The 21,530-nt window shown below is 72.5% G+C and carries 22 protein-coding genes; 12 read left to right on the top strand and 10 right to left on the bottom strand.

The window, feature by feature from the left end:
• Positions 1–175 precede the first annotated feature (175 nt).
• The gene (locus ACGFQC_RS26365) at positions 176–1,054 is read right to left on the bottom strand and encodes an AraC family transcriptional regulator (RefSeq protein WP_363089165.1); all 879 of its coding nucleotides are present in this window, start codon (positions 1,052–1,054) and stop codon (positions 176–178) included.
• A gap of 222 nt (positions 1,055–1,276) precedes the next feature.
• Between ACGFQC_RS26365 and argC the strand changes: the two genes are divergently transcribed.
• From argC to ACGFQC_RS26340, 5 genes are read left to right on the top strand one after another with little or no spacing between them, the layout of a single operon-like run.
• The gene (argC, locus tag ACGFQC_RS26360) at positions 1,277–2,305 is read left to right on the top strand and encodes an N-acetyl-gamma-glutamyl-phosphate reductase (protein WP_363089164.1); all 1,029 of its coding nucleotides are present in this window, start codon (positions 1,277–1,279) and stop codon (positions 2,303–2,305) included.
• A complete protein-coding gene (gene argJ, locus ACGFQC_RS26355) occupies positions 2,302–3,453 on the top strand; it encodes a bifunctional glutamate N-acetyltransferase/amino-acid acetyltransferase ArgJ (RefSeq protein WP_363089163.1) in 1,152 nt (383 codons plus the stop codon). The genes argC and argJ overlap by 4 nt, the downstream gene beginning before the upstream one ends.
• Positions 3,450–4,364: an acetylglutamate kinase gene (argB, locus tag ACGFQC_RS26350; protein ID WP_363089162.1), complete on the top strand. Its 915-nt coding sequence runs from the start codon at positions 3,450–3,452 to the stop codon at positions 4,362–4,364. The genes argJ and argB overlap by 4 nt, the downstream gene beginning before the upstream one ends.
• Positions 4,361–5,572, top strand: coding sequence for an acetylornithine transaminase (locus ACGFQC_RS26345; RefSeq protein WP_363089161.1), 1,212 nt, complete (start codon positions 4,361–4,363; stop codon positions 5,570–5,572). The genes argB and ACGFQC_RS26345 overlap by 4 nt, the downstream gene beginning before the upstream one ends.
• Before the next feature lie 7 nt (positions 5,573–5,579).
• Positions 5,580–6,122 (top strand): arginine repressor, encoded by a 543-nt coding sequence (locus ACGFQC_RS26340; protein WP_363089160.1) that lies wholly within the window; start codon positions 5,580–5,582, stop codon positions 6,120–6,122.
• 252 nt (positions 6,123–6,374) lie between these two features.
• Here ACGFQC_RS26340 and ACGFQC_RS26335 read toward each other — a convergent pair whose 3' ends face one another.
• The 6 genes from ACGFQC_RS26335 to ACGFQC_RS26310 all read right to left on the bottom strand — a co-directional run bounded on the left by ACGFQC_RS26335 (position 6,375) and on the right by ACGFQC_RS26310 (position 12,500).
• A complete protein-coding gene (locus ACGFQC_RS26335) occupies positions 6,375–7,178 on the bottom strand; it encodes an FAD:protein FMN transferase (RefSeq protein ID WP_363089159.1) in 804 nt (267 codons plus the stop codon).
• The gene (locus tag ACGFQC_RS26330) at positions 7,171–8,280 is read right to left on the bottom strand and encodes an FMN-binding protein (protein WP_363089158.1); all 1,110 of its coding nucleotides are present in this window, start codon (positions 8,278–8,280) and stop codon (positions 7,171–7,173) included. Before ACGFQC_RS26330 ends, ACGFQC_RS26335 begins: the two co-directional genes overlap by 8 nt.
• 127 nt (positions 8,281–8,407) lie before the next feature.
• Positions 8,408–9,790 carry a ferredoxin reductase family protein gene (locus tag ACGFQC_RS26325; RefSeq protein ID WP_363089157.1) on the bottom strand — a complete coding sequence of 461 codons (1,383 nt, stop codon included), beginning with the start codon at positions 9,788–9,790 and terminating at the stop codon, positions 8,408–8,410.
• Positions 9,791–10,022: 232 nt separating this feature from the next.
• Complete coding sequence (locus ACGFQC_RS26320; protein WP_363089156.1) at positions 10,023–10,730, bottom strand: L,D-transpeptidase family protein; 708 nt, start codon at positions 10,728–10,730, stop codon at positions 10,023–10,025.
• A 228-nt stretch (positions 10,731–10,958) separates the two neighbouring features.
• On the bottom strand, positions 10,959–11,546 hold the full coding sequence (locus ACGFQC_RS26315; RefSeq protein ID WP_363089155.1) for a pyridoxamine 5'-phosphate oxidase family protein: 588 nt from the start codon (positions 11,544–11,546) through the stop codon (positions 10,959–10,961).
• Positions 11,547–11,657: 111 nt separating this feature from the next.
• Complete coding sequence (locus ACGFQC_RS26310; protein ID WP_363089154.1) at positions 11,658–12,500, bottom strand: hypothetical protein; 843 nt, start codon at positions 12,498–12,500, stop codon at positions 11,658–11,660.
• A gap of 258 nt (positions 12,501–12,758) precedes the next feature.
• On the opposite strand from ACGFQC_RS26310, the gene argH reads away from it, so the two are divergent.
• From argH to ACGFQC_RS26290, 4 genes are all read left to right on the top strand, one after another.
• A complete protein-coding gene (argH, locus tag ACGFQC_RS26305; protein ID WP_363089153.1) occupies positions 12,759–14,186 on the top strand; it encodes an argininosuccinate lyase in 1,428 nt (475 codons plus the stop codon).
• Between the two features lie 76 nt (positions 14,187–14,262).
• A complete protein-coding gene (locus ACGFQC_RS26300) occupies positions 14,263–15,234 on the top strand; it encodes an aldo/keto reductase (RefSeq protein ID WP_363089152.1) in 972 nt (323 codons plus the stop codon).
• An 80-nt stretch (positions 15,235–15,314) separates the two neighbouring features.
• Positions 15,315–15,866, top strand: coding sequence for a helix-turn-helix domain-containing protein (locus ACGFQC_RS26295; RefSeq protein ID WP_363089151.1), 552 nt, complete (start codon positions 15,315–15,317; stop codon positions 15,864–15,866).
• Entirely contained in the window at positions 15,863–17,386 is a 1,524-nt protein-coding gene (locus ACGFQC_RS26290; protein ID WP_363089150.1) for an MFS transporter, read from the top strand. The genes ACGFQC_RS26295 and ACGFQC_RS26290 overlap by 4 nt, the downstream gene beginning before the upstream one ends.
• A 131-nt stretch (positions 17,387–17,517) precedes the next feature.
• Here ACGFQC_RS26290 and ACGFQC_RS26285 read toward each other — a convergent pair whose 3' ends face one another.
• Positions 17,518–18,189, bottom strand: a complete 672-nt coding sequence (locus ACGFQC_RS26285; RefSeq protein ID WP_363089313.1) for a lysophospholipid acyltransferase family protein — start codon at positions 18,187–18,189, stop codon at positions 17,518–17,520.
• A 414-nt stretch (positions 18,190–18,603) separates the two neighbouring features.
• On the opposite strand from ACGFQC_RS26285, the gene ACGFQC_RS26280 reads away from it, so the two are divergent.
• The 3 genes from ACGFQC_RS26280 to ACGFQC_RS26270 all read left to right on the top strand — a co-directional run bounded on the left by ACGFQC_RS26280 (position 18,604) and on the right by ACGFQC_RS26270 (position 20,677).
• Positions 18,604–19,794, top strand: a complete 1,191-nt coding sequence (locus ACGFQC_RS26280) for a glycerophosphodiester phosphodiesterase (protein ID WP_363089149.1) — start codon at positions 18,604–18,606, stop codon at positions 19,792–19,794.
• A gap of 64 nt (positions 19,795–19,858) precedes the next feature.
• Complete coding sequence (locus ACGFQC_RS26275) at positions 19,859–20,134, top strand: hypothetical protein (RefSeq protein ID WP_363089148.1); 276 nt, start codon at positions 19,859–19,861, stop codon at positions 20,132–20,134.
• A gap of 45 nt (positions 20,135–20,179) precedes the next feature.
• Complete coding sequence (locus tag ACGFQC_RS26270; protein WP_363089147.1) at positions 20,180–20,677, top strand: GNAT family N-acetyltransferase; 498 nt, start codon at positions 20,180–20,182, stop codon at positions 20,675–20,677.
• Between the two features lie 37 nt (positions 20,678–20,714).
• Here ACGFQC_RS26270 and ACGFQC_RS26265 read toward each other — a convergent pair whose 3' ends face one another.
• Both ACGFQC_RS26265 and ACGFQC_RS26260 read right to left on the bottom strand, forming a co-directional pair.
• Positions 20,715–21,149: a hypothetical protein gene (locus ACGFQC_RS26265; protein ID WP_393288756.1), complete on the bottom strand. Its 435-nt coding sequence runs from the start codon at positions 21,147–21,149 to the stop codon at positions 20,715–20,717.
• Positions 21,130–21,489, bottom strand: a complete 360-nt coding sequence (locus ACGFQC_RS26260) for a hypothetical protein (RefSeq protein ID WP_363089146.1) — start codon at positions 21,487–21,489, stop codon at positions 21,130–21,132. Before ACGFQC_RS26260 ends, ACGFQC_RS26265 begins: the two co-directional genes overlap by 20 nt.
• Positions 21,490–21,530: the final 41 nt, after the last annotated feature.

Here is a 21,530-nt window from a genome sequence, read left to right as displayed (position 1 = left end):
CCGTTCGAAGTGCTGATCAATGTCAGACATTTCGAACGTTCGTGTACGGTCCGTGTGCGGGGAACCGCGGAGTGTCCATGACGCCCGGCACCACCCGCACCCCGTCACGCGGTACGGCCGCCACCCGCCGCGGCTGCGGTCTCGCCGTCCGGCGCCGACGAACCCGGCGCCTCCTTCAGGCCCGTTCTTCCCGCTCCACCGGAAGCCACAGCTCCGAGTCGGCTTCCGTCCCGTCCGGCGACAGGCGCGTGCGCAGGATCTCCGGGCCCGGCCGGCCGCGGTACGGGTTGGACGGGAACCACTGCGTGAACACGTCCCGCCACAGGTCCTGGACGGCCCGCGGAACCGGCCCGGAGGCGGTGAAGACCGCCCAGGCCCCGGCCGGTACGGGCAGGACGGCCGCGTCCCCGGGGGCTGCCGCCGGCGCCGCCGAGGTGATCACCCCCTGGTAGTAGTCGAGTTCGGTGCCTTCCGCGCGACTGGGGTCCAGGTCGTCGCAGACCGCGACGACGCCCCGCGGCTCCTGGTCCGACAGCTCCTCCAGTTCCTCCAGCGTCCGCGGTGCGATCCCGCGGACGAAGTCGACGATCGCCTGGTTCGGCCCCGAGTGCACCAGTGGCACCCGGGCCTTGAGGCCGACGACGGTGAAGGCCGACTTGTCGACCACTCGATACCGCATGCTGCTGCTCCCCTCGACAGTGAGACGGAAGGTCAGCCGGGGCTGGGAGACGAGCGGGGCGCCGACGCGCCGGGCCTCGCCCGGCCCGACCCCGTGCATGGCGCGGAACGCCCGGGCGAACGCCTCGCCCGAGCCGTAGCCGTAGCGGACCGCGATCTCCAGCAGGGAATCACGCCGTGCGAGCACCTCGGCGCCCGCGACGGTGAGCCGACGGCGCCGGACGTACTCCGACAGCGGCATGCCCGCGAGCGCGGAGAACATCCGGCGCAGGTGGTACTCCGAGGTGGCCGCGGTGCGCGCCAGCTCCGCCACGTCGACGGACCCGCCGAGGTGACGCTCGATGTGCTCCATGGCCTGGTTGAGCCGCTCCAGCATGTCCGGTGTCCTTCCTCTTGACGATCACCACGCTAGGCGGCACGCGTCCCGCCGGACCCGACATCCCGTGCCCGATCGGGTCGGGTGCGGCCGTCACCCGGCGGGCCGGGCAGGGCGGCGTACGGCCTCCCCCCTCAGGGGCCACCGGGCCGCCCCACCGCGAATGGATTGTATAAACGTGCATAGCGACGTATAGTCATGCCATCCAAGAGGAGGGTGGACATGGCGATACGCGCGGCAGTGGCCGGAGCGAGCGGGTATGCGGGCGGTGAGGCGCTGCGCCTGCTCCTCGCGCACCCCGAGATCGAGATCGGCGCCCTCACCGGCAACTCCAACGCGGGACAGAAGCTGGGAGCCCTCCAGCCGCACCTCCTGCCCCTCGCCGACCGCGTGCTCCAGGAGACCACCCCCGAGGTCCTCGCCGGGCACGATGTCGTCTTCCTCGCCCTCCCGCACGGACAGTCCGCCGCCGTCGCCGAACAGCTCGGCCCCGACGTCCTCGTCCTCGACATGGGCGCCGACTTCCGGCTCGCGGACCCGGCCGACTGGGAGCGGTTCTACGGCTCCCCGCACGCCGGGACCTGGCCCTACGGCCTCCCCGAACTGCCGGGCGGCCGCGTCGCGCTGGAGGGGTCCAAGCGCATCGCGGTGCCCGGTTGCTACCCCACGGCCGTCTCCCTCGCCCTGTTCCCGGCGTACGCCGCCGGCCTGGCCGAGGCCCAGGCCGTGATCGTCGCCGCCTCCGGCACCTCCGGCGCGGGCAAGGCGGCCAAGCCGCACCTGCTCGGCAGCGAGGTCATGGGGTCGATGTCGCCGTACGGCGTCGGCGGCGGGCACCGGCACACGCCCGAGATGATCCAGAACCTCAGCGCGGCGGCGGGGGAGCGGGTCTCCGTCTCCTTCACGCCGACCCTCGCGCCGATGTCCCGCGGCATCCTCGCCACGTGCAGCGCCGCCGCCAAGGAGGGCGTCACCGCCGAGTCCCTGCGCGCGGCCTACGAGAAGGCCTTCGCCGACGAGCCCTTCGTGCACCTGCTGCCCGAGGGCCGGTGGCCCGCCACGGCGTCCGTCCAGGGTTCCAACGCCGTTCAGGTGCAGGTCGCCCTCGACCAGGCGGCGGGCCGCATCATCGCGATCAGCGCCATCGACAACCTGACCAAGGGCACCGCGGGCGGTGCCGTCCAGAGCATGAACATCGCCCTCGGGTTCCCCGAGGCACTGGGACTTTCCACGATCGGAGTCGCACCGTGAGCGTCACGGCAGCCAAGGGATTCACGGCGGCGGGCATCGCCGCCGGGATCAAGGAGAACGGCAACCCGGACCTGGCCCTCGTGGTCAACACCGGGCCCCGTCGCGCCGCCGCGGGCGTCTTCACCTCCAACCGCGTCAAGGCCGCGCCGGTGCTGTGGTCCGAGCAGGTCCTCAAGAGCGGCGCCCTGTCCGCCGTGATCCTCAACTCCGGCGGCGCCAACGCCTGTACGGGACCCAAGGGTTTCCAGGACACGCACGCCACCGCCGAGAAGACCGCCGAGGTCCTCGGTCTGGGCGCCGGCGAGGTCGCCGTCGCCTCCACCGGACTGATCGGCGTCCTCCTCCCGATGGACAAGCTGCTCCCCGGGGTCGAGAAGGCAGCCGAGGCGCTCAGCGAGCACGGCGGCGAGAAGGCCGCCATCGCCATCAAGACCACCGACACCGTCCACAAGACGTCCGTCGTGGCGAAGGACGGCTGGACCGTGGGCGGCATGGCCAAGGGCGCGGGCATGCTCGCCCCCGGCCTGGCCACCATGCTCGTCGTCCTGACCACCGACGCCGACGTGGACGCCGGGACCCTGGACCGGGCGCTGCGCGCCGCCACCCGGGTCACCTTCGACCGCGTCGACTCCGACGGCTGCATGTCGACCAACGACACCGTGCTGCTGCTCGCCTCCGGCTCCGCCGAAGTCACCCCGGAGTACGCCGAGTTCGCCGAGGCCGTCCGCACCGTCTGCGACGACCTGGGCCAGCAGCTCATCCGCGACGCCGAGGGAGCCAGCAAGGACATCAAGATCGAGGTCGTGGGCGCCGCGAGCGAGGACGACGCCGTCGAGGTGGGCCGCTCCATCGCCCGCAACAACCTCCTCAAGTGCGCCATCCACGGCGAGGACCCCAACTGGGGCCGCGTGCTCTCCGCGATCGGCACCACCAAGGCCGCCTTCGAGCCCGACCGGCTGAACGTCGCCATCAACGGCGTCTGGGTGTGCAAGAACGGCGGCGTCGGCGAGGACCGCGACAAGGTCGACATGCGCTACCGCGAGGTCCACATCACGGCCGACCTCGCGGCCGGCACCGAGACCGCCACCATCTGGACCAACGACCTCACCGCCGACTACGTCCACGAGAACAGCGCCTACTCCTCATGAGCAACGGACCCACGCGCAAGCACACCGCCCTGCCCAAGGCCCAGATCCTCATCGAAGCGCTGCCCTGGCTGACCCGCCACAACGGCAAGACGGTCGTCATCAAGTTCGGCGGCAACGCCATGATCGACGAGGACCTCAAGGCCGCCTTCGCCCAGGACGTCGTCTTCCTGCACCGCGCCGGCCTCAAGCCCGTCGTCGTGCACGGCGGCGGCCCGCAGATCAGCGCCGCCCTCGACAAGCACGGCATCGTCAGCGAGTTCAAGGCCGGCCTGCGCGTCACCACCGAGGAGGCCATGGACGTCGTACGGATGGTGCTGGCCGGCCAGGTCCAGCGCGAACTGGTCGGACTGCTCAACCAGCACGGCCCGCTCGCCGTCGGGCTCACCGGCGAGGACGCGCGCACCATCACCGCCGTCAAGCACCAGCCCGAGATCGACGGGGAACTGGTCGACATCGGGCGGGTCGGCGAGATCACCGCGATCGACACGGGCGCGATCGAGGCACTGCTCGCCGACGGCCGGATCCCGGTCATCTCCTCGATCGCCCGTAGCCAGGACGACCACCATGTCTACAACGTCAATGCTGATACGGCGGCTGCGGCACTCGCTGCTGCTCTGGGCGCCGAAACCCTCATGGTCCTCACGGACGTCGAGGGCCTCTACGAGGACTGGCCGAACTCCGACGAGGTGATCAGCCGCCTCACCGCCTCCCAACTGGAGAAACTCCTGCCGGAGTTGTCCTCCGGCATGGTGCCGAAGATGGAGGGCTGCCTGCACGCCGTCCGGGGCGGCGTCACCACCGCCCGCGTCATCGACGGACGCGTCCAGCACTCGATCCTGCTGGAGATCTTCACAGACGAGGGCATCGGCACGATGGTCGTGGCCGACGAGGAAGAGGGGGAGCCGTCATGAGCAACGCCGTCACGGGCAACGAGGAACTGACCGCGCGCTGGCAGGGCGCGCTCATGAACAACTACGGCACCCCGCTGCTGCCCCTGGTGCGCGGCGAGGGCACCCGGCTCTGGGACGCCGACGGCAACAGCTACCTCGACTTCGTCGGCGGCATCGCGACCAACGCCCTCGGCCACGCCCACCCGGCCGTCGTCGAGGCCGTGACCCGGCAGATCGGCTCCCTCGGCCACATCTCCAACTTCTTCCTGGCCGAACCGACCGTGGCCCTCGCCGAACGGCTCCTGCAGCACTTCGGCCGCGACGGCAGGGTCTTCTTCTGCAACTCCGGTGCCGAGGCCAACGAGGCCGCCTTCAAGATCGGCCGGCTGACCGGGCGCACCCACGTCGTGGCCACCGAGGGCGCCTTCCACGGCCGTACGATGGGCGCCCTCGCGCTCACCGGGCAGCCCGGCAAGCGCGACCCCTTCCTGCCGCTGCCCGGCGACGTCACCCACGTCCCCTTCGGCGACGCGCAGGCGCTGGCCGCCGCCGTCACCGAGGAGACCGCGCTCGTCGTCCTCGAGCCGATCCAGGGCGAGCTGGGCGTCGTCGTCCCGCCCGCCGGCTACCTCAAGGCCGCCCGCGCCATCACCGCCGCCACCGGGGCCCTCCTCGTCCTCGACGAGGTGCAGACCGGCATCGGCCGGACCGGGCACTGGTTCGAGTACCAGGCCCACGAAGGCGTCCTGCCCGACGTGGTCACCCTCGCCAAGCAGCTCGGCGGCGGACTGCCGCTCGGCGCCACGGTCGCCTTCGGCCGGGCCGCCGACCTGCTCCGGCCCGGCCAGCACGGCACGACGTTCGGCGGCAACCCCGTCGCCTGCGCCGCCGGACTCGCCGTCCTCGACACCATCGAGAACGAGGGGCTGCTGGAGAACGTCAAGCGGCAGAGCGAGCGGCTCCGCAGCGGAATCGAGGGTCTCGGCCACCCGTTGATCGATTATGTCCGGGGCGCGGGGCTCCTCCTGGGTATCGTGCTCACCGAGCCGCTCGCGCCCCAGGTGCGCCAGGCGGCTCAGGAGGCCGGTTTCCTGGTCAACGCGCCCGCCCCCGACGTCGTACGGCTGATGCCACCGCTGAACCTCGGCGACGACGAGGCGGACGCGCTGCTCGCAGCGCTGCCCGGCATCCTCCAGGCAGTGCACGGGGACGGACGATCCGGGGAATGAGACGACGATGAGCCAGGCGCAGGACCACGAGCAGGCGGCGGCCAACGGGCCCGCCGTGCCGCAGACCCGCACCGCCCGCCACCGCCGGATCGTGGACATCCTCAACCGGCAGCCCGTGCGCTCGCAGAGCCAGCTGGCGAAACTGCTCGCCGACGACGGGCTGAGCGTCACCCAGGCGACGCTCTCCCGCGATCTGGACGAGCTGAACGCGGTGAAGATCCGCAACAACGACGGCGACCTGATCTACGCGGTGCCCAGCGAGGGCGGATTCCGGACGCCGCGAGTGCCGTTGGGGGGGTCGGCGAAGGAGGAGCGGATGCGGCGGCTGTCGCAGGAACTGCTCATCTCCGCCGAGGCCTCCGCGAACCTCGTGGTCCTGCGTACGCCGCCGGGTGCGGCCCAGTTCCTCGCCTCGGCGATCGACCAGGCGGAACTGCACGACATCCTCGGCACGATCGCGGGCGACGACACGCTGCTGCTCATCAGCCGGGAGCCGACGGGCGGCCAGGCCCTGGCGGACCACTTGCTGAGGCTGGCCCAGAACACGTGAGGCTCCGCCGGTACACGTGAGGCTCCGCCGGTTCGGCCCGGTCCCTCGCCCGCGGGTGAGCGGGGGCCGGTCGCGCCCGCGGGGCGCTGCGGTCACCCGTGTCGTCACCGGCCGCCGTCTGCGGGCATGCGCGTCGCCCGGGGCGGCACGGGTGGGCGCAGACGGCACGTGCCGGCGCCGGGCCGCACGGCCCACGCCCCCCGGCACCGACCCACGCTCCCGCCACCGGCCAACGGCCGGGTCGAACGGCGTTCAGCCCAGCCGACGCGCCAGACCCCCCGTGCACCGCACCTCGTCCCCCGCCGTGATCAGCAGCGCCTCCACGTCCGGGAGTGACTCCAGCCACCGCAGTCCCTCCCGCGACCCCATCGCGAAGGCGGCCGTCGCCCAGCAGTCCGCCCAGGTCAGCCGGGGCGCGACGACGGTCACGGCGATCAGGTCGGTCACCGCCGACCGTCCCGTGCGCGGGTCGACGATGTGCGCCCCCCGCTCCACCGTCCCCGACGTGGCCACCGCCAGCTCGTCCGCCCCCGCCGCCGAGACCACCGCCGCCAGCCCGCCGGGCCGCAGCGGATCCGACACCCCGACCCGCCAGGGCCGGTCGGGACCGGGGACGCCCAGCAACTGCACGTCGCCGCCGCCGTTGACGCTCACCCCGCTCACCCCCGCCGCGGCGATCACCCGCGCCGCGCGCTCGGCCGCCCACCCCTTGACGATCCCGGTGGGGTCGAGCCGGCCGTCCCGGTAGCGCACGCTGAACCAGCCCTCGCTGGCCCGCTCCGCCTCCGCGCCCAGTTCCAGCACCTCGGCCACCTCGGGGCCGCACTCCTCGACGGTCAGCTCGCCGCGCGCCAGCCGGGAGACCTGACTGTCCTCCCGGTAGGTGCTGAACACCTCGTTCACCCGGTGCAGACCGGCGACCGCCTCGTCGAGGGCCGCCCGCACCGCCGCGGGTTCCCCGCCGCGGACGTCGAAGGAGAAGACGGTCCCCATGACCTCCTCCGCGTGCCGCACCACGGCGGGTGTCTGCGACGACCCGGCCACCGGGTCAGCCACCGGCCCGGTCCAGTGCCGACTGGAGGGACTCCCGGTAGCCGGCGCTGGTGTAGGTGGCGCCGGAGACGGCGTCGATGTCGGCGGTACCGGCGGCCACGGCGGCCTGGTTGAGCTGGGGGACGGCGTCGGCGGTGATCCGGTCGCTCTGCCCGCCCTTGGGTGCCTGGACCGCCTCCGCCTTGGCGATTCTGCCGCCGCTGACCGTGATCCGGACCTGCACGGCGCCGTACTGCGTCTGCGCGGCCTCCCCGGTGAAGGTGCCGCCCGCCTGGGCGTTACCCGAGCCCTCCGGTGCCTTCGAGGCCTCCGGCGCCTTCGATCCCTGCTGGGCCCCCGAACCCTGCGCCCCCGCGCTCGCGTTGGCCTTGTCGATCGCCGACTGGAGGGACTTCTTGTAGCCGGCACTGGTGTAGGTGGCGCCGGAGACGGCGTCGATGCCGGGGCTCTGCTTGGTGACGACGGCCTGGTTGAGTTCGGGGACGGCGTCGGCGGTGATCCGGTCGCTCTGCCCGCCCTTGGGCGCCTGGACCGCCTCCGCCTTGGTGATCTGGTTCTTGCTGACGGTGATCCGCACCTGCACGGCCCCGTACTGCGTCTGCGCGGCGTCCCCGTCGAAGGTGCCGGACACCGGGGCGGTGCCCGCCGCCCCCTGGGAGGCCCCCGCGCCCGCCTTCATCTTGTCGATCGCCGACTGGAGGGACTTCTTGTAGCCCTCGCTGGTGAAGGTGGCGCCGGAGACGGCGTCGATGTCGGCGCTCTGCGCGGTGAGGGCGGCCTGGTTGAGTTTGGGTACGGCGTCGGCGGTGATCTGGTCGCTCTGGCCGCCCTTGGGCGCCTGGACCGCCTCCGCCTTGGCGATCCTGCCGTCGGCGACGGTCAGGCGTACCTGTACGGCGCCGTACTGCGTCTGCGCCGCTTCACCGGTGATCGCCCCGGACGCGGCCGCCGCGGCCCCGCCCTGGGCGGCCTCCTGAGCCGCCGCGCCGGCGGCCTGGGAGGAGCCGGGGTCCGACGCCGGCTTCAGTGACAGCAGCAGCACGATCCCGGACACGGTGGCCGCGCCCGCGAGTACGACGCGCCGCAGAGGGTGGCTTTTCTTCATCGTTCCTGATTCCCGTCGCTTCCCGTTGCCTGCCGCGGATCCGCGGGTGTCCGTCGTTCCGGTTCCGTTGCCGGAGGGCCTTCGCCGGCTGTCCCTCGCCGGCCGTCCGTCTCCGGCCGTCCGTCGCTCACATCTCGAACGACTCGTGGTGGATGCGGCGGGCGGGCACCCCGGCGCCGCGCAGTGCCTCGTACACGTTCTGGGCGAAGCCGGCCGGCCCGCACATGAAGACGTCGTGCTCCCCGATGTCCGGCAGCTTGCGCTGCAGGGACTCCGCCGAGATGTCGGGGCGTTCCCCGTCGGGGCTGTTGACGGCGTACATCAGCCGTGCCCCCCGCTCGTCGGCGATCTTCGCCAGCTCGTCCCACAGCGCCAGGTCCTGAGTGCTGTTGGCCCGGTAGAGGAGCGTGATGTCGCCGGCCGCGCCGGGGAGCGTCTCGAACAGCGCCCGCATCGGCGTGATGCCGACGCCGCCGGCCACCAGCAGCACCTTGCCCTGGCTGCGCCGGGACGCCGTCATCGCGCCGTACGGGCCCTCGGCCCACACCTTCACGCCGGGCTTCAGACCGCGCAGCGCGGAACTGTGGTCGCCGATCGCCTTGACGGTGATGCGCAGCAGCTCGGGGCGGGGCGCCGCCGACAGCGAGTACGGGTGGGAGCTGAACCGCATGCCCGGCGCCATGAACCGCCACCGGAAGAACTGTCCGGCCTCCGCGCCGATCCGGTGCAGCTTGCGCCCGCCGATCAGCACCGACACGATGCCGGGCGTCTCCTCGATGACCGCTTCGACGTACATGCGGTGGCGCAGGTTCAGCCGGATCGGGGTGAGGACGCGGTACCAGACGACCAGCGCGGTGACCGACCCGTACAACGCGTACCAGACGGTCTTCGCGGCGGGTTCGACGGCGAAGTCGTTTCCGGTGGTGATCTGGTGCCAGAACGTCAGGAACACCGCGGCGTACGTCAGGAGGTGGACGTGGTACCAGGTGTCGTACGGCATCCTGCGGCGCACCGGGCCGATCGACGCCAGGCCGATGACCACCAGCAGGGAGGTGCCGATGGCCGCCTTGCCCATGTCGGGCAGCTGGTTCACGGAGTCGATCGTCTGCTGCACGATGTCGCCGAGCGACCTGCCGGACTGGAGCGCGTATCCCCACATGATGAGGAACACGTGCGCGAAGGTGAGGCTGAGCGTGTAGCGGCCGGTCATCGCGTGCCAGCGGGCGACCCGGTCCGAGCCGACCCGGCGCTCCAGCGCGGGCACCCGGGCCATCTGGAGGACGACGAGGGCCATCAGGTATCCGGCGAGCAGGCCGGTGATCCGGCCGGCGTTGAGGATCTTGCCGTTGGTGTCCGCGATGGACGCGGTGTTGTCCCACCACAGCCACAGCACACCCGCGGCGCCCGCCCAGACGGCGAGCAGCAGCGGGACGGCCGGGGAGCGGCGCGGACGGATGCGCCGCATCGTCTGGCGGCGGGCGGCACGGCCGCCGGCGATCGTCGTGGTCACTGTTCCTCCGTGGTGCGGACCCTTGGCCCACAGATACGGGTCACGGCCGCACAGTGTTCAGCGTCGTACCGAGTCGTCCACCGCTCGACGGCGCCCGCGGAACGGGTGTCCGTACCCGCGCCCGGCAGCGGGCCCGGCACCGGCGCCCGGCAGCGGGCCCGGCACCGGCGCCCGGCAGCGGGCTCGGCACCGGCGCCCGGCAGCGGGTTCAGCAGCGGGCTCTGCAGAGGGTTCAGTAACGGGTGATCGCCGTCCCTCCGCCGTCCGTCCCGATCGCGATGTGCGGTCGCTCCCGCGGGCGGGCCCACGCCAGGATCCGCCGCATCGCGTCCACCGGAACCGACACGCAACCCGCCGTCGCGCCACGCCCGTCGACGTGGAGGAAGATCCCCGCCCCGCGGCCGCGCACCGGCTCGCGGTAGTTGAACCCGATCACCAGGGCGTGCGCGTACTGCGTCCGGAAGTCGATCAGGTGCTCGGACTCGGCGGCACGGCAGTCGGCCGCCCGCGGTTCGCTCCACCGGTTGTAGGAGCGGGACGCGTTGTCCTGACACCACCAGGAGTCCTCGTGCACGCGCCGGTGGGCGTACGTCGTCCCGCGGGGCGGCGCCTGGACGCCGAACGCGAACGGCAGGTCGTACAGCCCGGTCGGTGTCGTCTCGGTGCCCTGCCGGCGCACGGCTCCCTCGACCAGCCCGTTCGCGCCGAACCGGGCCGGTGCGGAACCGGCCCGTACCCACCGGCCGTCTCGCAGGTCCCACCAGGCGAGGGTGCCCGTCGTGGCGCCGGTCCCCGGGGCGACGGCGGTGATCAGCTGGGTGCCGCCGCCCGTGTCCGCCATCCGCGCGGGGAGCGGGGGCGACCCGCCGGTGCCCGGAGCCGCCCCGAGCAGCGGCAGGGACGCACAGGCGAGGGCGGTGGCGAGGGCACGAAGGCGCATGGTCAGACGCTAAGCGGCGGCGGCCGCCCCGGCAGGCCGGGTGGGCCGACCGTGCCCGGCCTGCCGGGGCGGCCGTGAACCGGCCTGCCGGGGCGGCCGTGAACCGGCCTGCCGGGGCGGCCGTGAACCGCCCGGCCGTGAACCGCCCGGCCGTGAACCGCCCGGCCGTGAACCGGCCTGCCGTGCCCGGCCGTGAACCGCCCGGTCCCGGCACCACGCCCGTCCGCGTCAGACCGGACGCAGGGGCAGGGGGAGCGGGAGTCCCGGGAGGCCGTCCATGCTCGTCGCCACGTGTTCCTTCTTCGCGAAGTACGCGCTGAGCGACTCGTCGTCCTCGCGCGCGAACCGCTTTTCGTGCAGATCCCGGTCCTCGTCGTACGTCATGAAGGGCACCGCGTATCCGCAGGTGTCCCGGACCAGTTCGGCGTGCACGACGATGACCGCCCGCAGCCCGTGCCGGGTCGGGTCGATGTCGGGGAAGTGGGCGAGGAGGTCCGTGAAGCGGGGGTCGTCACGGAAGACCGGTTCGCCGCGGCCGTGCACGCGCACGATGTTCGGCGGCCCCTGGAACGCGCACCACATCAGGGTGATCCGGCCGTTCTCCCGCAGATGCGCGATCGTCTCGGCGTTGGAGCCGGCGAAGTCCAGGTAGGCCACGGTGTGTTCGTCGAGGACGGCGAACGACCCCTTCAGTCCCTTGGGGGAGAGGTTCACCGTGCCGTCGCCGGACAGCGGCGCGGTCGCGGTGAAGAAGAGGGGCTGCTCCTCGATGAACGTGCGGAGTCGGCCGTCGATGCGTTGATAGGTCTTTCCCATGGCTGACGATTATTCGGGAAAGTCGTTCGCATGTCTGAGCGATTTCGTGATCGGCCGCCGCGGCGGCCGCCCCGGACGGCGTTCCCCGGGGCGGCCACCGCGCCTGTCACGTCACTTGTTCAACGTGCAGGGCGCGAGGGCGTCGAGGCCCTGGGGCTTGGCGGCGGTGCGGCCGATGGCGGTCGCGATGCGGTTGACGGTGGCGACGCGCTTGTCCTCGAGGGGGCCGAGGATGGCGTTCTGGACGAAGTTGGGGCCGCCCTGGCCGACGGTGTCGACGAGGCGCTTGTTGGCCTCGGCGATCTGGGTGTTGAGGAGGGCGAGGTTGCGGTCCACCTCGGCCTTGGCGGTGGCGGGGATCGCGGGCAGCTGGGAGGCCACGTCCGGGCAGTTGATCGTTCCGGCGGCTCCGGCGTTGCCCGCGTTCCCGTTGTTCCCGGCGTTGCCCGCGTTTCCGTTATTGCCTGCGTTCCCGTTGTTCCCGGCCTGCTGACCGGGTGCCGCAGCGGCGCCGTTGAGGGCGCAGGGTGCGAGGGCGTCGAGGCCCTGGGGCTTGGCGGCGGTGCGGCCGATGGCGGTCGCGATGCGGTTGACGGTGGCGACGCGCTTGTCCTCGAGGGGGCCGAGGATGGCGTTCTGGACGAAGTTGGGGCCGCCCTGGCCGACGGTGTCGACGAGGCGCTTGTTGGCCTCGGCGATCTGGGTGTTGAGGAGGGCGAGGTTGCGGTCCACCTCGGCCTTGGCGGTGGCGGGGATCGCGGGCAGCTGGGAGGCCACGTCCGGGCAGCTGATCGTTCCGGGGGAGGCGAGCGTCCGGGCGTTCGTGCCGTTGCTCTTGGACGTCTCCCCCGCGAGGGCGGAGTTCACGACCACCGCGCCGGTCAGTGCCAGAGCGGCGGCGCCGCCGATGACCGCCACACGGCGCTTGTTGTACTTCGGAAGAGCCCTGGACATGCGGATGCCTCACTTGGGTCAGGAGTGGGTGGGTCGAACGCGGCGCCTGCGTCCAGCGGTGAGTACGGGTAAGCGGTTGCCGTTGTTCAAAGGCGTTTCAAAAACATCCGCGAGTCCGGCGGGTGCCCGGACCCCCGTCGGACTCGATTGACGAATCATGCGGAAGGCTGCATACTCATGCACGAGTCAGCCTGTGAAGAGCATCGGTCGGCCTGCGAAGATCCGAGTTCGCCCGCACCCCCTCTAGGAGCAACGCAAGTGAGCAGCAACAGCGGTGACGTACGGCTCTGGGGCGGCCGGTTCGCCGACGGACCCGCCGAGGCCCTGGCGAAACTGTCCGCGTCCGTCCACTTCGACTGGCGGCTCGCGCCCTACGACATCGCCGGTTCGCGCGCCCACGCGCGCGTGCTCCACAAGGCGGGACTGCTCACCGACGACGAGCTGACGGCCATGCTCGCGGGCCTGGACCGGCTGGCGGCGGACGTGGCCTCGGGGGCCCTGGTCGGCACCGTCGCCGACGAGGACATCCACACCGCCCTGGAGCGGGGCCTGCTGGAGATCCTCGGCCCCGACCTCGGCGGCAAGCTCCGCGCGGGGCGCTCCCGCAACGACCAGGTCGCCACCCTCTTCCGGATGTACCTGCGCGACCACGCCCGGATCATCGGCGGCCTCGTCGCCGATCTCCAGGACGCCCTGATCGGCCTGGCGGAGGCCCACCCGGACGTGGCGATGCCCGGTCGCACCCACCTCCAGCACGCCCAGCCGGTCCTCTTCGCCCACCACGTCCTCGCGCACGTGCAGCCCCTGTCCCGGGACGCGGAGCGGCTGCGCCAGTGGGACGAGCGCACGGCCGTCTCGCCGTACGGCTCGGGAGCGCTCGCCGGTTCCTCGCTCGGCCTCGACCCGGAGGCGGTCGCCGCGGACCTGGGCTTCGAGCGCGGCAGCGTCGGCAACTCGATCGACGGCACGGCCTCCCGCGACTTCGTCGCCGAGTTCGCCTTCATCACCGCGATGATCGGCGTGAACCTCTCCCGGATCGCCGAGGAGATCATCATCTGGAACACGAAGGAGTTCTCCTTCGTGACCCTGCACGACGCGTTCTCCACCGGCTCGTCGATCATGCCGCAGAAGAAGAACCCGGACATCGCGGAGCTGGCGCGCGGCAAGAGCGGCCGGCTGATCGGCAACCTGACCGGTCTCCTGGCCACCCTCAAGGCCCTGCCCCTCGCGTACAACCGCGACCTCCAGGAGGACAAGGAACCCGTCTTCGACTCCTGCGAGCAGCTGGAGGTCCTGCTCCCCGCCTTCACCGGCATGATCGCCACCCTCACCGTCCACCGCGAGCGGATGGAGGAACTGGCCCCGGCCGGCTTCTCCCTCGCCACCGACGTCGCCGAGTGGCTGGTCAAGCAGGGCGTGCCGTTCCGGGTGGCGCACGAGGTCGCCGGCGAGTGCGTGAAGGCCGCCGAGGCCGAGGGCAAGGAGCTGGACGAGCTGACCGACGAGCAGTTCGCGAAGATCTCCGCCCACCTCACCCCCGAGGTGCGCTCCGTCCTCAACGTCCCCGGCGCCCTCGCCTCCCGCAGCGGCCGCGGCGGCACGGCGCCGAGCGCGGTCGCCGTCCAGCTCGCCGAGGTGAAGGCGGACGTGGCCCTCCAGCACCGGTGGGCGGACGCCAAGAAGTAGCGGCTCCGACGTCACCGGGGTGTCGCGGGTTACGTTGGTCGCCAGCCGTACCGGAGCCGACCCAACGGAGCCCGCGATGCCCTTCGCCCGCCTCGCCGCAGCGACGACCCCCACCTGCCACATCGGCCTGGGTCTCGCCGCGGTCGGCCGTCCCGGCTACATCAACCTCGGCCGGGACCGCGACCTCGGGGACGACCGCGGCGTCGAGACGCTGCGCGCCCGCACCCACGAACTCCTCGACGCCGCCTACGCCCAGGGCGTCCGCTACGTCGACGCGGCCCGCTCCTACGGCCGCTCCGAGGAGTTCCTCGCCGACTGGCTGACGGCCCGCCCCGAGGTGGACGACGTCGTCGTCGGCAGCAAGTGGGGCTACACCTACACCGCCGGGTGGAGCACCGACGCCGAGCTGCACGAGGTCAAGGACCACACCCTCGCGACGTACGAGCGGCAGCGCGCCGAGACGGCCCGCCTGCTCGGTGACCGTCTCGACCTCTACCAGATCCACTCGGTCACCCCGGACAGCCCGGCGCTGACCGACAAGGAACTCCACGCCAGGCTGGCCGAGGCCGCGGCCGGGGGCCTCACCGTCGGCTTCTCCACCAGCGGTCCCGCCCAGGCCGACGCCGTCCGCGCCGCCCTCGCCGTCGAGGTCGACGGCACCCCCCTCTTCCGCACCGTCCAGTCCACGTACAACGTCCTGGAGACCTCGGCCGGTCCGGCCCTCGCCGAGGCCCACGACGCCGGACTCACGGTGATCGTCAAGGAGGGCATGGCCAACGGCCGTCTCGCCGGGCCGCACGCACCGGACGCCCTCCGGGCGGTGGCCGAGGAGACCGGCCTCGGCTGTGACGCGGTCGCCCTCGCGGTGATCCTGCGGCAGCCGTGGGCCGGGGTCGTCCTGTCCGGCGCCGCGACGCTCACGCAGCTCTCCTCCAACCTGCACGCGGCCGTCGTCGACATCGACGAGGACCGCCTGACCCGGCTCGCCGCCCTGGCGGAGGAGCCGGCCGCCTACTGGGAGCGGCGCGGCCGGCTGCCCTGGCACTGAGAGGTCACCCCGGAGCCACCACGCGAGGTGCGCATGCCGCCGGTGAGACATTTATGTCTCACATGGGTTAATGTCGTCTCATGGCTGTCGACCGTGACCATGTGCTGCGCAGTGCCGCGGCCCTGCTGACCCGCAGATCCACCGCGACCATGGACGAGGTCGCCAAGGCCGCCGGGATCAGCAGGGCCACCCTGCACCGGCAGTTCGCCGGACGCGACGCGCTCGTACGGGCGCTGGAGGCGCTCGGCATCCAGGAGTGCGAGGCCGCCCTGGACCGGGCCCGCCCCGACGACGGCCCGGCGAGCGGGGCCGTCCGCCGCGTGGTCCGCGAGATCGAACCCGCGGCCGCCCTGCTGGCCTTCCTCTACAGCGAGAACCAGCTGTTCGAGGGAGAGGAGCAGAACGCGGGCTGGGCCAGGATCGACGACCGTGTCGCCGCCCTGTTCCGGCGCGGCCAGGCCGACGGCGAGTTCCGCATCGACCTGACGCCGGCCTGGCTCACCGAGGCCCTGTACGGCCTGCTGGCCTCCGGCGCCTGGGCGGTCGCGGAAGGCCGCGTCGCCCGCAACGACTTCACCCACATGATCGTCGAGCTGCTGCTCGGCGGCGCACTGAGGAGGGAGGAAGCATGACCGGCACGCTGCGGCCGGCGGCCCCGGACGAGGCGGTGAAGCGCTCCGGCCGCTGGCTCGCGCTCTCCGTCCTCGTGTTCGCCGTGCTGCTGGTGGCCGTCGACGCGACCGTCCTCGGCCTGGCGACCCCGTACATCAGCGAGGACCTCGAACCCTCGGGGACCCAGCTCCTGTGGATCGGCGACGTGTACTCCTTCGTCATCGCCGGTCTGCTGGTCTCGATGGGCAGCCTGGGCGACCGGATCGGCCGCAAGCGCGTCCTGCTCGTCGGCGCCACCGCCTTCGGCGCGATATCCGTGCTGAACGCGTACGCGACGACACCCGAGATGATGATCGCCGCCCGAGCGCTGCTCGGCGTCGCCGGCGCGACCCTGATGCCCGCCACCCTCGCCCTGATCCGCAACCTCTTCCACGACCCGCGCGAGCGGAGCCTGGCCGTGGGCATCTGGGGCGCCACGGCCTCCGCCGGCACGGCGGTCGGTCCGATCGCCGGCGGCTTCCTCCTCGAGCACTTCTGGTGGGGCTCGGTCTTCCTCATCAACCTGCCCGTGATGGCGGTCCTCGTCGTGGTCGGCGTCCGGACCCTGCCCGAGTCCCGCAACCCGGACCCGGGCCCGTGGGACCTGACCGGCGTGGCGCTCTCCCTCGTCGGCATGATCGCGGTCGTCTCCGCCGTCAAGGAGGCCGCCGCCCACGGCCTCACCTGGGCCACGGCCGGCGCCGCCCTGCTGGGCGCGGCGGCGCTGTACGGCTTCGTCCGCCGCCAACTGACGCTGCCGGTACCGCTGCTGGACATGCGCCTGTTCCGCAAGCGCGGCTTCAGCGGGGCGGTCCTGGCCGACCTGCTGACCGTCCTCGGCCTGTCCGGCCTGGTCTTCTTCCTGTCCCAGTACCTGCAACTGGTGCAGGGCAGGAGCCCGTTGGAGGCAGGACTCGCCGAACTGCCCGCCGCGGTCGGCGCGGTGGTCGCCGGTCTGCTCGCCGGCCACGCGGCCCGGCGCTTCTCGGTCCGGGCGGTCGTCTCCGGCGGCCTCGCGGCGATCGGGCTGGCGCTGGCCGCCCTCACGGTGATCGACGAGAGCACCGGCTACCCGCTGCTGGGAGCGTCCCTGCTGGTCGTCGGCGTGGGCGCGGGCCTCTCGTTCACGGTCACGGCCGACGTGATCCTGTCCTCGGTGCCGAAGGAGGAGGCCGGCTCGGCGTCCGCGGTCTCGGAGACGGCGTACGAACTGGGCGCGGCCCTCGGCATCGCCGTCCTGGGCTCGATCGTGACGGGCGTCTACCGCGGCTTCCCGTCCCCGCCGGGCACGCCCGCGGGAGCGCACGAATCGTTGGGCGGGGCGGTGGAGGTGGCCGCGGGCCTGCCCGCGGCCACGGCCGGGGAACTACTGGCGTCGGCGCGCGGGGCCTTCGTCGACGGCCTCACGATCGCGGCGGGCGTGGGCGCGGCGGTGCTCCTGACGACGGCGGTGGCCGCGTGGTTCATGCTCCGGGGCCAGCGGCTGGACAGCCGGACCTGAGAGCTGCGGAACCGGGCCGGGCCGGGGAACCGGGCCGGGCTGCGGAGCCCTGCGGCGGAGCCCTGCCGGGCCGCGGCTCCGCCGCGGGGGCGCGGCCGTCCGCGGGGCGGCCGCGCCCCCGCCGCGCGTCCTCAGGCGGCCTTCGCCTTCGTGGCGTACATGTCCACGTACTCCTGCCCGGACAGCCGCATGACCTCCGCCATCACGGAGTCCGTCACCGCCCGCAGCACGTACCGGTCCCGGTCCATGCCCTCGTACCGGGAGAACTCCATGGCCTCGCCGAAGCGGACCGTCACCTTCGAGGGGCGGGGCATCCCCGAGCCGCCCGGCTGGATCTTGTCGGTGCCGATCATCGCGAAGGGCACCACGGGCGCGCCGGTCATCAGGGTGAGGCGGGCGATGCCCGTACGGCCCCGGTACAGCCGGCCGTCGGGGGAGCGGGTGCCCTCGGGGTAGATCCCGAAGACCCGGCCCTCCTCCAGGATCCGGCGGCCGGTCATCAGGGCGGCGACCCCGCCCTTGCCGCCGTCACGGTCGACGGGGATCATGCCGACGCCGGTGAAGAACCAGGCCATCAGCCGGCCCTTGAGGCCCTTGCCGGTGACGTACTCGTCCTTGCCGATGAAGAAGACCTGCCGGTCGCAGACCAGCGGCAGGATCATCGAGTCGATGAAGGTCAGGTGGTTGCCGGCCAGGATGACCGGACCGTCGCCCGGGATGTGCTCCACGCCCTCGACCCGGGGGCGGAACATCAGGCGCATGACCGGTCCGAGCACTGCCTTGATGAGCGCGAAGCGGGACAACGGGCCCTCCGATGTCAAGGGATAACGGTATGAGTCTGTGCAGGTGAGGACGATACTCGCGCCGCCGGGGGCGGCGCACATCGGGTTCACCGAGGTCTTACGCACTGTTGACCTACGTTTACCTGCACGGCCGATCCGCCGCGGGCCCGACACACGGACGGAACGATGTGACGGACATCGCGCCCCCGAGCTCCGCGAGGCCCCCACGGCCTCCGTGCCGGTGGCCGGGTGCGGCCTCGGCCGGTACCGACCGCGTACCCCGCCTCGCGCCACCGAATCGGACACCCCGTCATGTCGCCGTACGGCACGCGCCATCCACCGTCACCCGGGTGTTCCGGTCGAGGTCTCCCGGCGGTCATGTCCGCGCACCTACGATCGGCGCGCACGGGACGAGCCGATGGCAGGAGGACCCTCATGGGGACGCAGGAGTCGCAGGAGCCGCAGAACTCGAACGCCCGGACGGGCGGTACCGGACGGCGGGCGTTCCTCGGAGCGGCCGCCGCGCTCGGCGCCGCCGGAACGACCCTGGGCCTCGCCGGCACCGCGGGGGCGACCGGGGCGCGGCCCGCCGGCAAGGGCATCCGCAGCCTTCCCGTGCCGACGATCATCGGCCACCGCGGCGCCAGCGGATACCGGCCCGAGCACACCTTCGGCTCCTATCAGCTCGCCCTCGACCTCGGCGCCGACATCGTCGAGGCCGGTGACCTCGTCCCCACCAAGGACGGTCACCTCGTCTGCCGCCACGAGCCGGAGATCGGTGGCACCACGGACGTCGCGAGCCACCCCGAGTTCGCCGGCCGCCGGACCACCAAGCTCCTCGACGGCGTCTCCACCACCGGCTGGTTCACCGAGGACTTCACGCTCGCCGAGCTGAAGACGCTCCGCGCGACCGAGCGCATCCCCGCCAACCGCCCCCACAACACCCTCTACGACGGCCGCTGGGAGATCCCCACCTTCGAGGAGGTCCTGCGCTGGCAGGACGAACAGACCCGCAAGCGCGGCAGGCAGGTCTGGATCTACCCCGAGCTGAAGCACCCCACCTACTTCCGCAAGCTCGGCCTGAACCTGGAGGAGCGCGTCGCCGGACTGCTGCGCAGGCACGGCAAGGACGGCCGGAACGCGCCCGTCATCCTCCAGTCCTTCGAGCCGACCAGCGTCCGGCGCCTGAACAGGATGGTCGGCAACCCGCTCGTCGTCCTGCTCTCCGGCGCCACCACCCGCCCCTGGGACTTCGTCGAGACCGGCGACCCGCGCACGGTCGCCGACCTGGTCACCCGCGAGGGCCTGCGCGAGATCGCCGGCTACGCCCAGGGCATCGGCCCCACCCTCGACCTGGTCGTCCCCAGGGACGCGGCCGGCAACCTCACCACGCCGACCACCCTGGTGAAGGACGCCCACGCGGCCGGCCTCATCCTGCACCCGTACACGATGCGCAACGAGAACCCCTTCCTGCCCGCGAACTTCCGCAAGGGCACCGGCGCGGACGCCTACGGCGACGTGTTCGGCGCGTACAAGGCGTACTTCGCCACCGGGATCGACGGTGTCTTCACCGACCAGCCGGACACGGGCCGCCTCGCCCGCGAGGACTTCGTCAACGGCTCCTGACCCCGTCGGGGTGACGACCGGCCGCCCGGGCAACCCGCCCCCGGGCGGCCGCGTCGTGCCGCACATGACGTACGACACGCTCGCCGCCCCGCGCCCGCTGCTCGCGGCGGAGGCCGACGCCGAGGCGCACGCCACCGGACCCGAGCCCGCCGACCTCGAACAGGCCGTCCGGCTGCGGCTCCTGGACGCCTTGCTGTCGCCGCGGGACCTCAGGTACCGCCGGATCGCGGGGGAGTTGGGTATCTCACAGGGAAGTTCCGGACCGGAACGTTCCAGATGTCTGACATGTCGGCGACGTCCGCTCCGACCGGAGGTTGCGGCCCGTGGAGCGCGGGGATAGGAGTGTAGGACCACAGGCGATCAGGTGAGCGGGAGGCGTGCGCACATGGGCATGAGCGTGACCATCTCGGTGGGAACCGAGCAGGATGCCGAGCAGATCTTCAGGCTTCAATACCTGTGCTTCCAGGGCGAGGCGGCGCTGTACGGCAACTACCGCATCGCCCCCCTCGTGCAGACCCTCGACTCCGTCCGGCAGGAGCTGGCCTCCGACTGCGTCTACGTGGCGCGGCTCGGAGAGGAGGTCGTCGGCTCGGTGCGCGGCACGATCACCGAGGACGGCACGGCCTCCATCGGCAGGCTCTGCGTCCACCCCCGCCTCCAGGGGCACGGCATCGGCGCGAGGCTGCTGCGCGCGGCCGAATCGGCGCTGGCCGAGGAGCGCGGCGCCCTCAGGTTCCGCCTCTTCACCGGCCACCGCAGCGAGAGCAACCTCCGCCTGTACCGCCGGGTCGGCTACCGGACGGTGGGCACCTCGAAGGGCTCGGACGGCGTCCCGATGATCGTCCTGGAGAAGTCGGCGGACGAGTTCGCCGCCACGGCCTGACCGCCCGGGTTCGCCGCCGCGGCCTGACCGCCCGGGCTCAGCCCGCCCGCCGCGCCTTCCGCAGCCAGAAGAGAGCGGTCAGGGGCAGCAGCACCGGGATGAACACGTAGCCCATCCCGTAGTCCGACCACACGGTCGAGTCCGGGAAGGCGCCCGGGTCCACCAGGGTCCAGGTGCCCACGGCCAGCACGCCCGCCAGCTCGGCGGCGCAGCACACCTGCGCCGCCCTGCGTGCCGTCTCCCCGCCCCGCACCAGCGAGTACGTGATGAAGCCGTACACCAGACCGGCCGCCGCGGACAATGAGTACGCGAGCGGCGCCCGGTCGAACTCCGTGGCGATCTGGTACGCCGACCGCGACACCGCGCCGACCACCATCACGCCGTAGAACCAGACCAGCAGCAGACCGGGCCCGCCGATCAGCCGCGCCGGCTTCTCCCTGACGGCCGTCACCTCAGCCTCCCCAGATGTCATGGAGCCGCACCTCCAGGACGGCGAGCACGACCCCGCCGGCCGCCACCGTCACCGAACCCCACCGGGTCCGCTCCGCCAGCGACATGAACCCCGCCGCCGGAACGCACGCGAACGCGCCCAGCAGGTACGCCACGAAGATCGTCGTGCCCTGTGCCGGGTCCTCGCCCCGCGCCAGCAGCACGATCCCGACGACCAGCTGCGCCAGCGCCAGCACCGAGACCACGGCCATCCCGATGAAGTGCCAGTCCTTCGTCGGCTGGTCACGGTAGGCCGCCCAGCCGCACCAGGCGGCGAGCAGCAGCGCGGCGACACCGGTCGTCAGCGTCAGGGCAGCGAGCATGCAGTGACCTTATTACGGCCGTATGCGGCCCCCACGGCCGG

The sequence above is a fragment of the Streptomyces sp. NPDC048734 genome (genome assembly GCF_043198675.1).
Lineage (GTDB): Bacteria > Actinomycetota > Actinomycetes > Streptomycetales > Streptomycetaceae > Streptomyces.
This window is presented reverse-complemented; position numbering and strand designations above follow the sequence as displayed.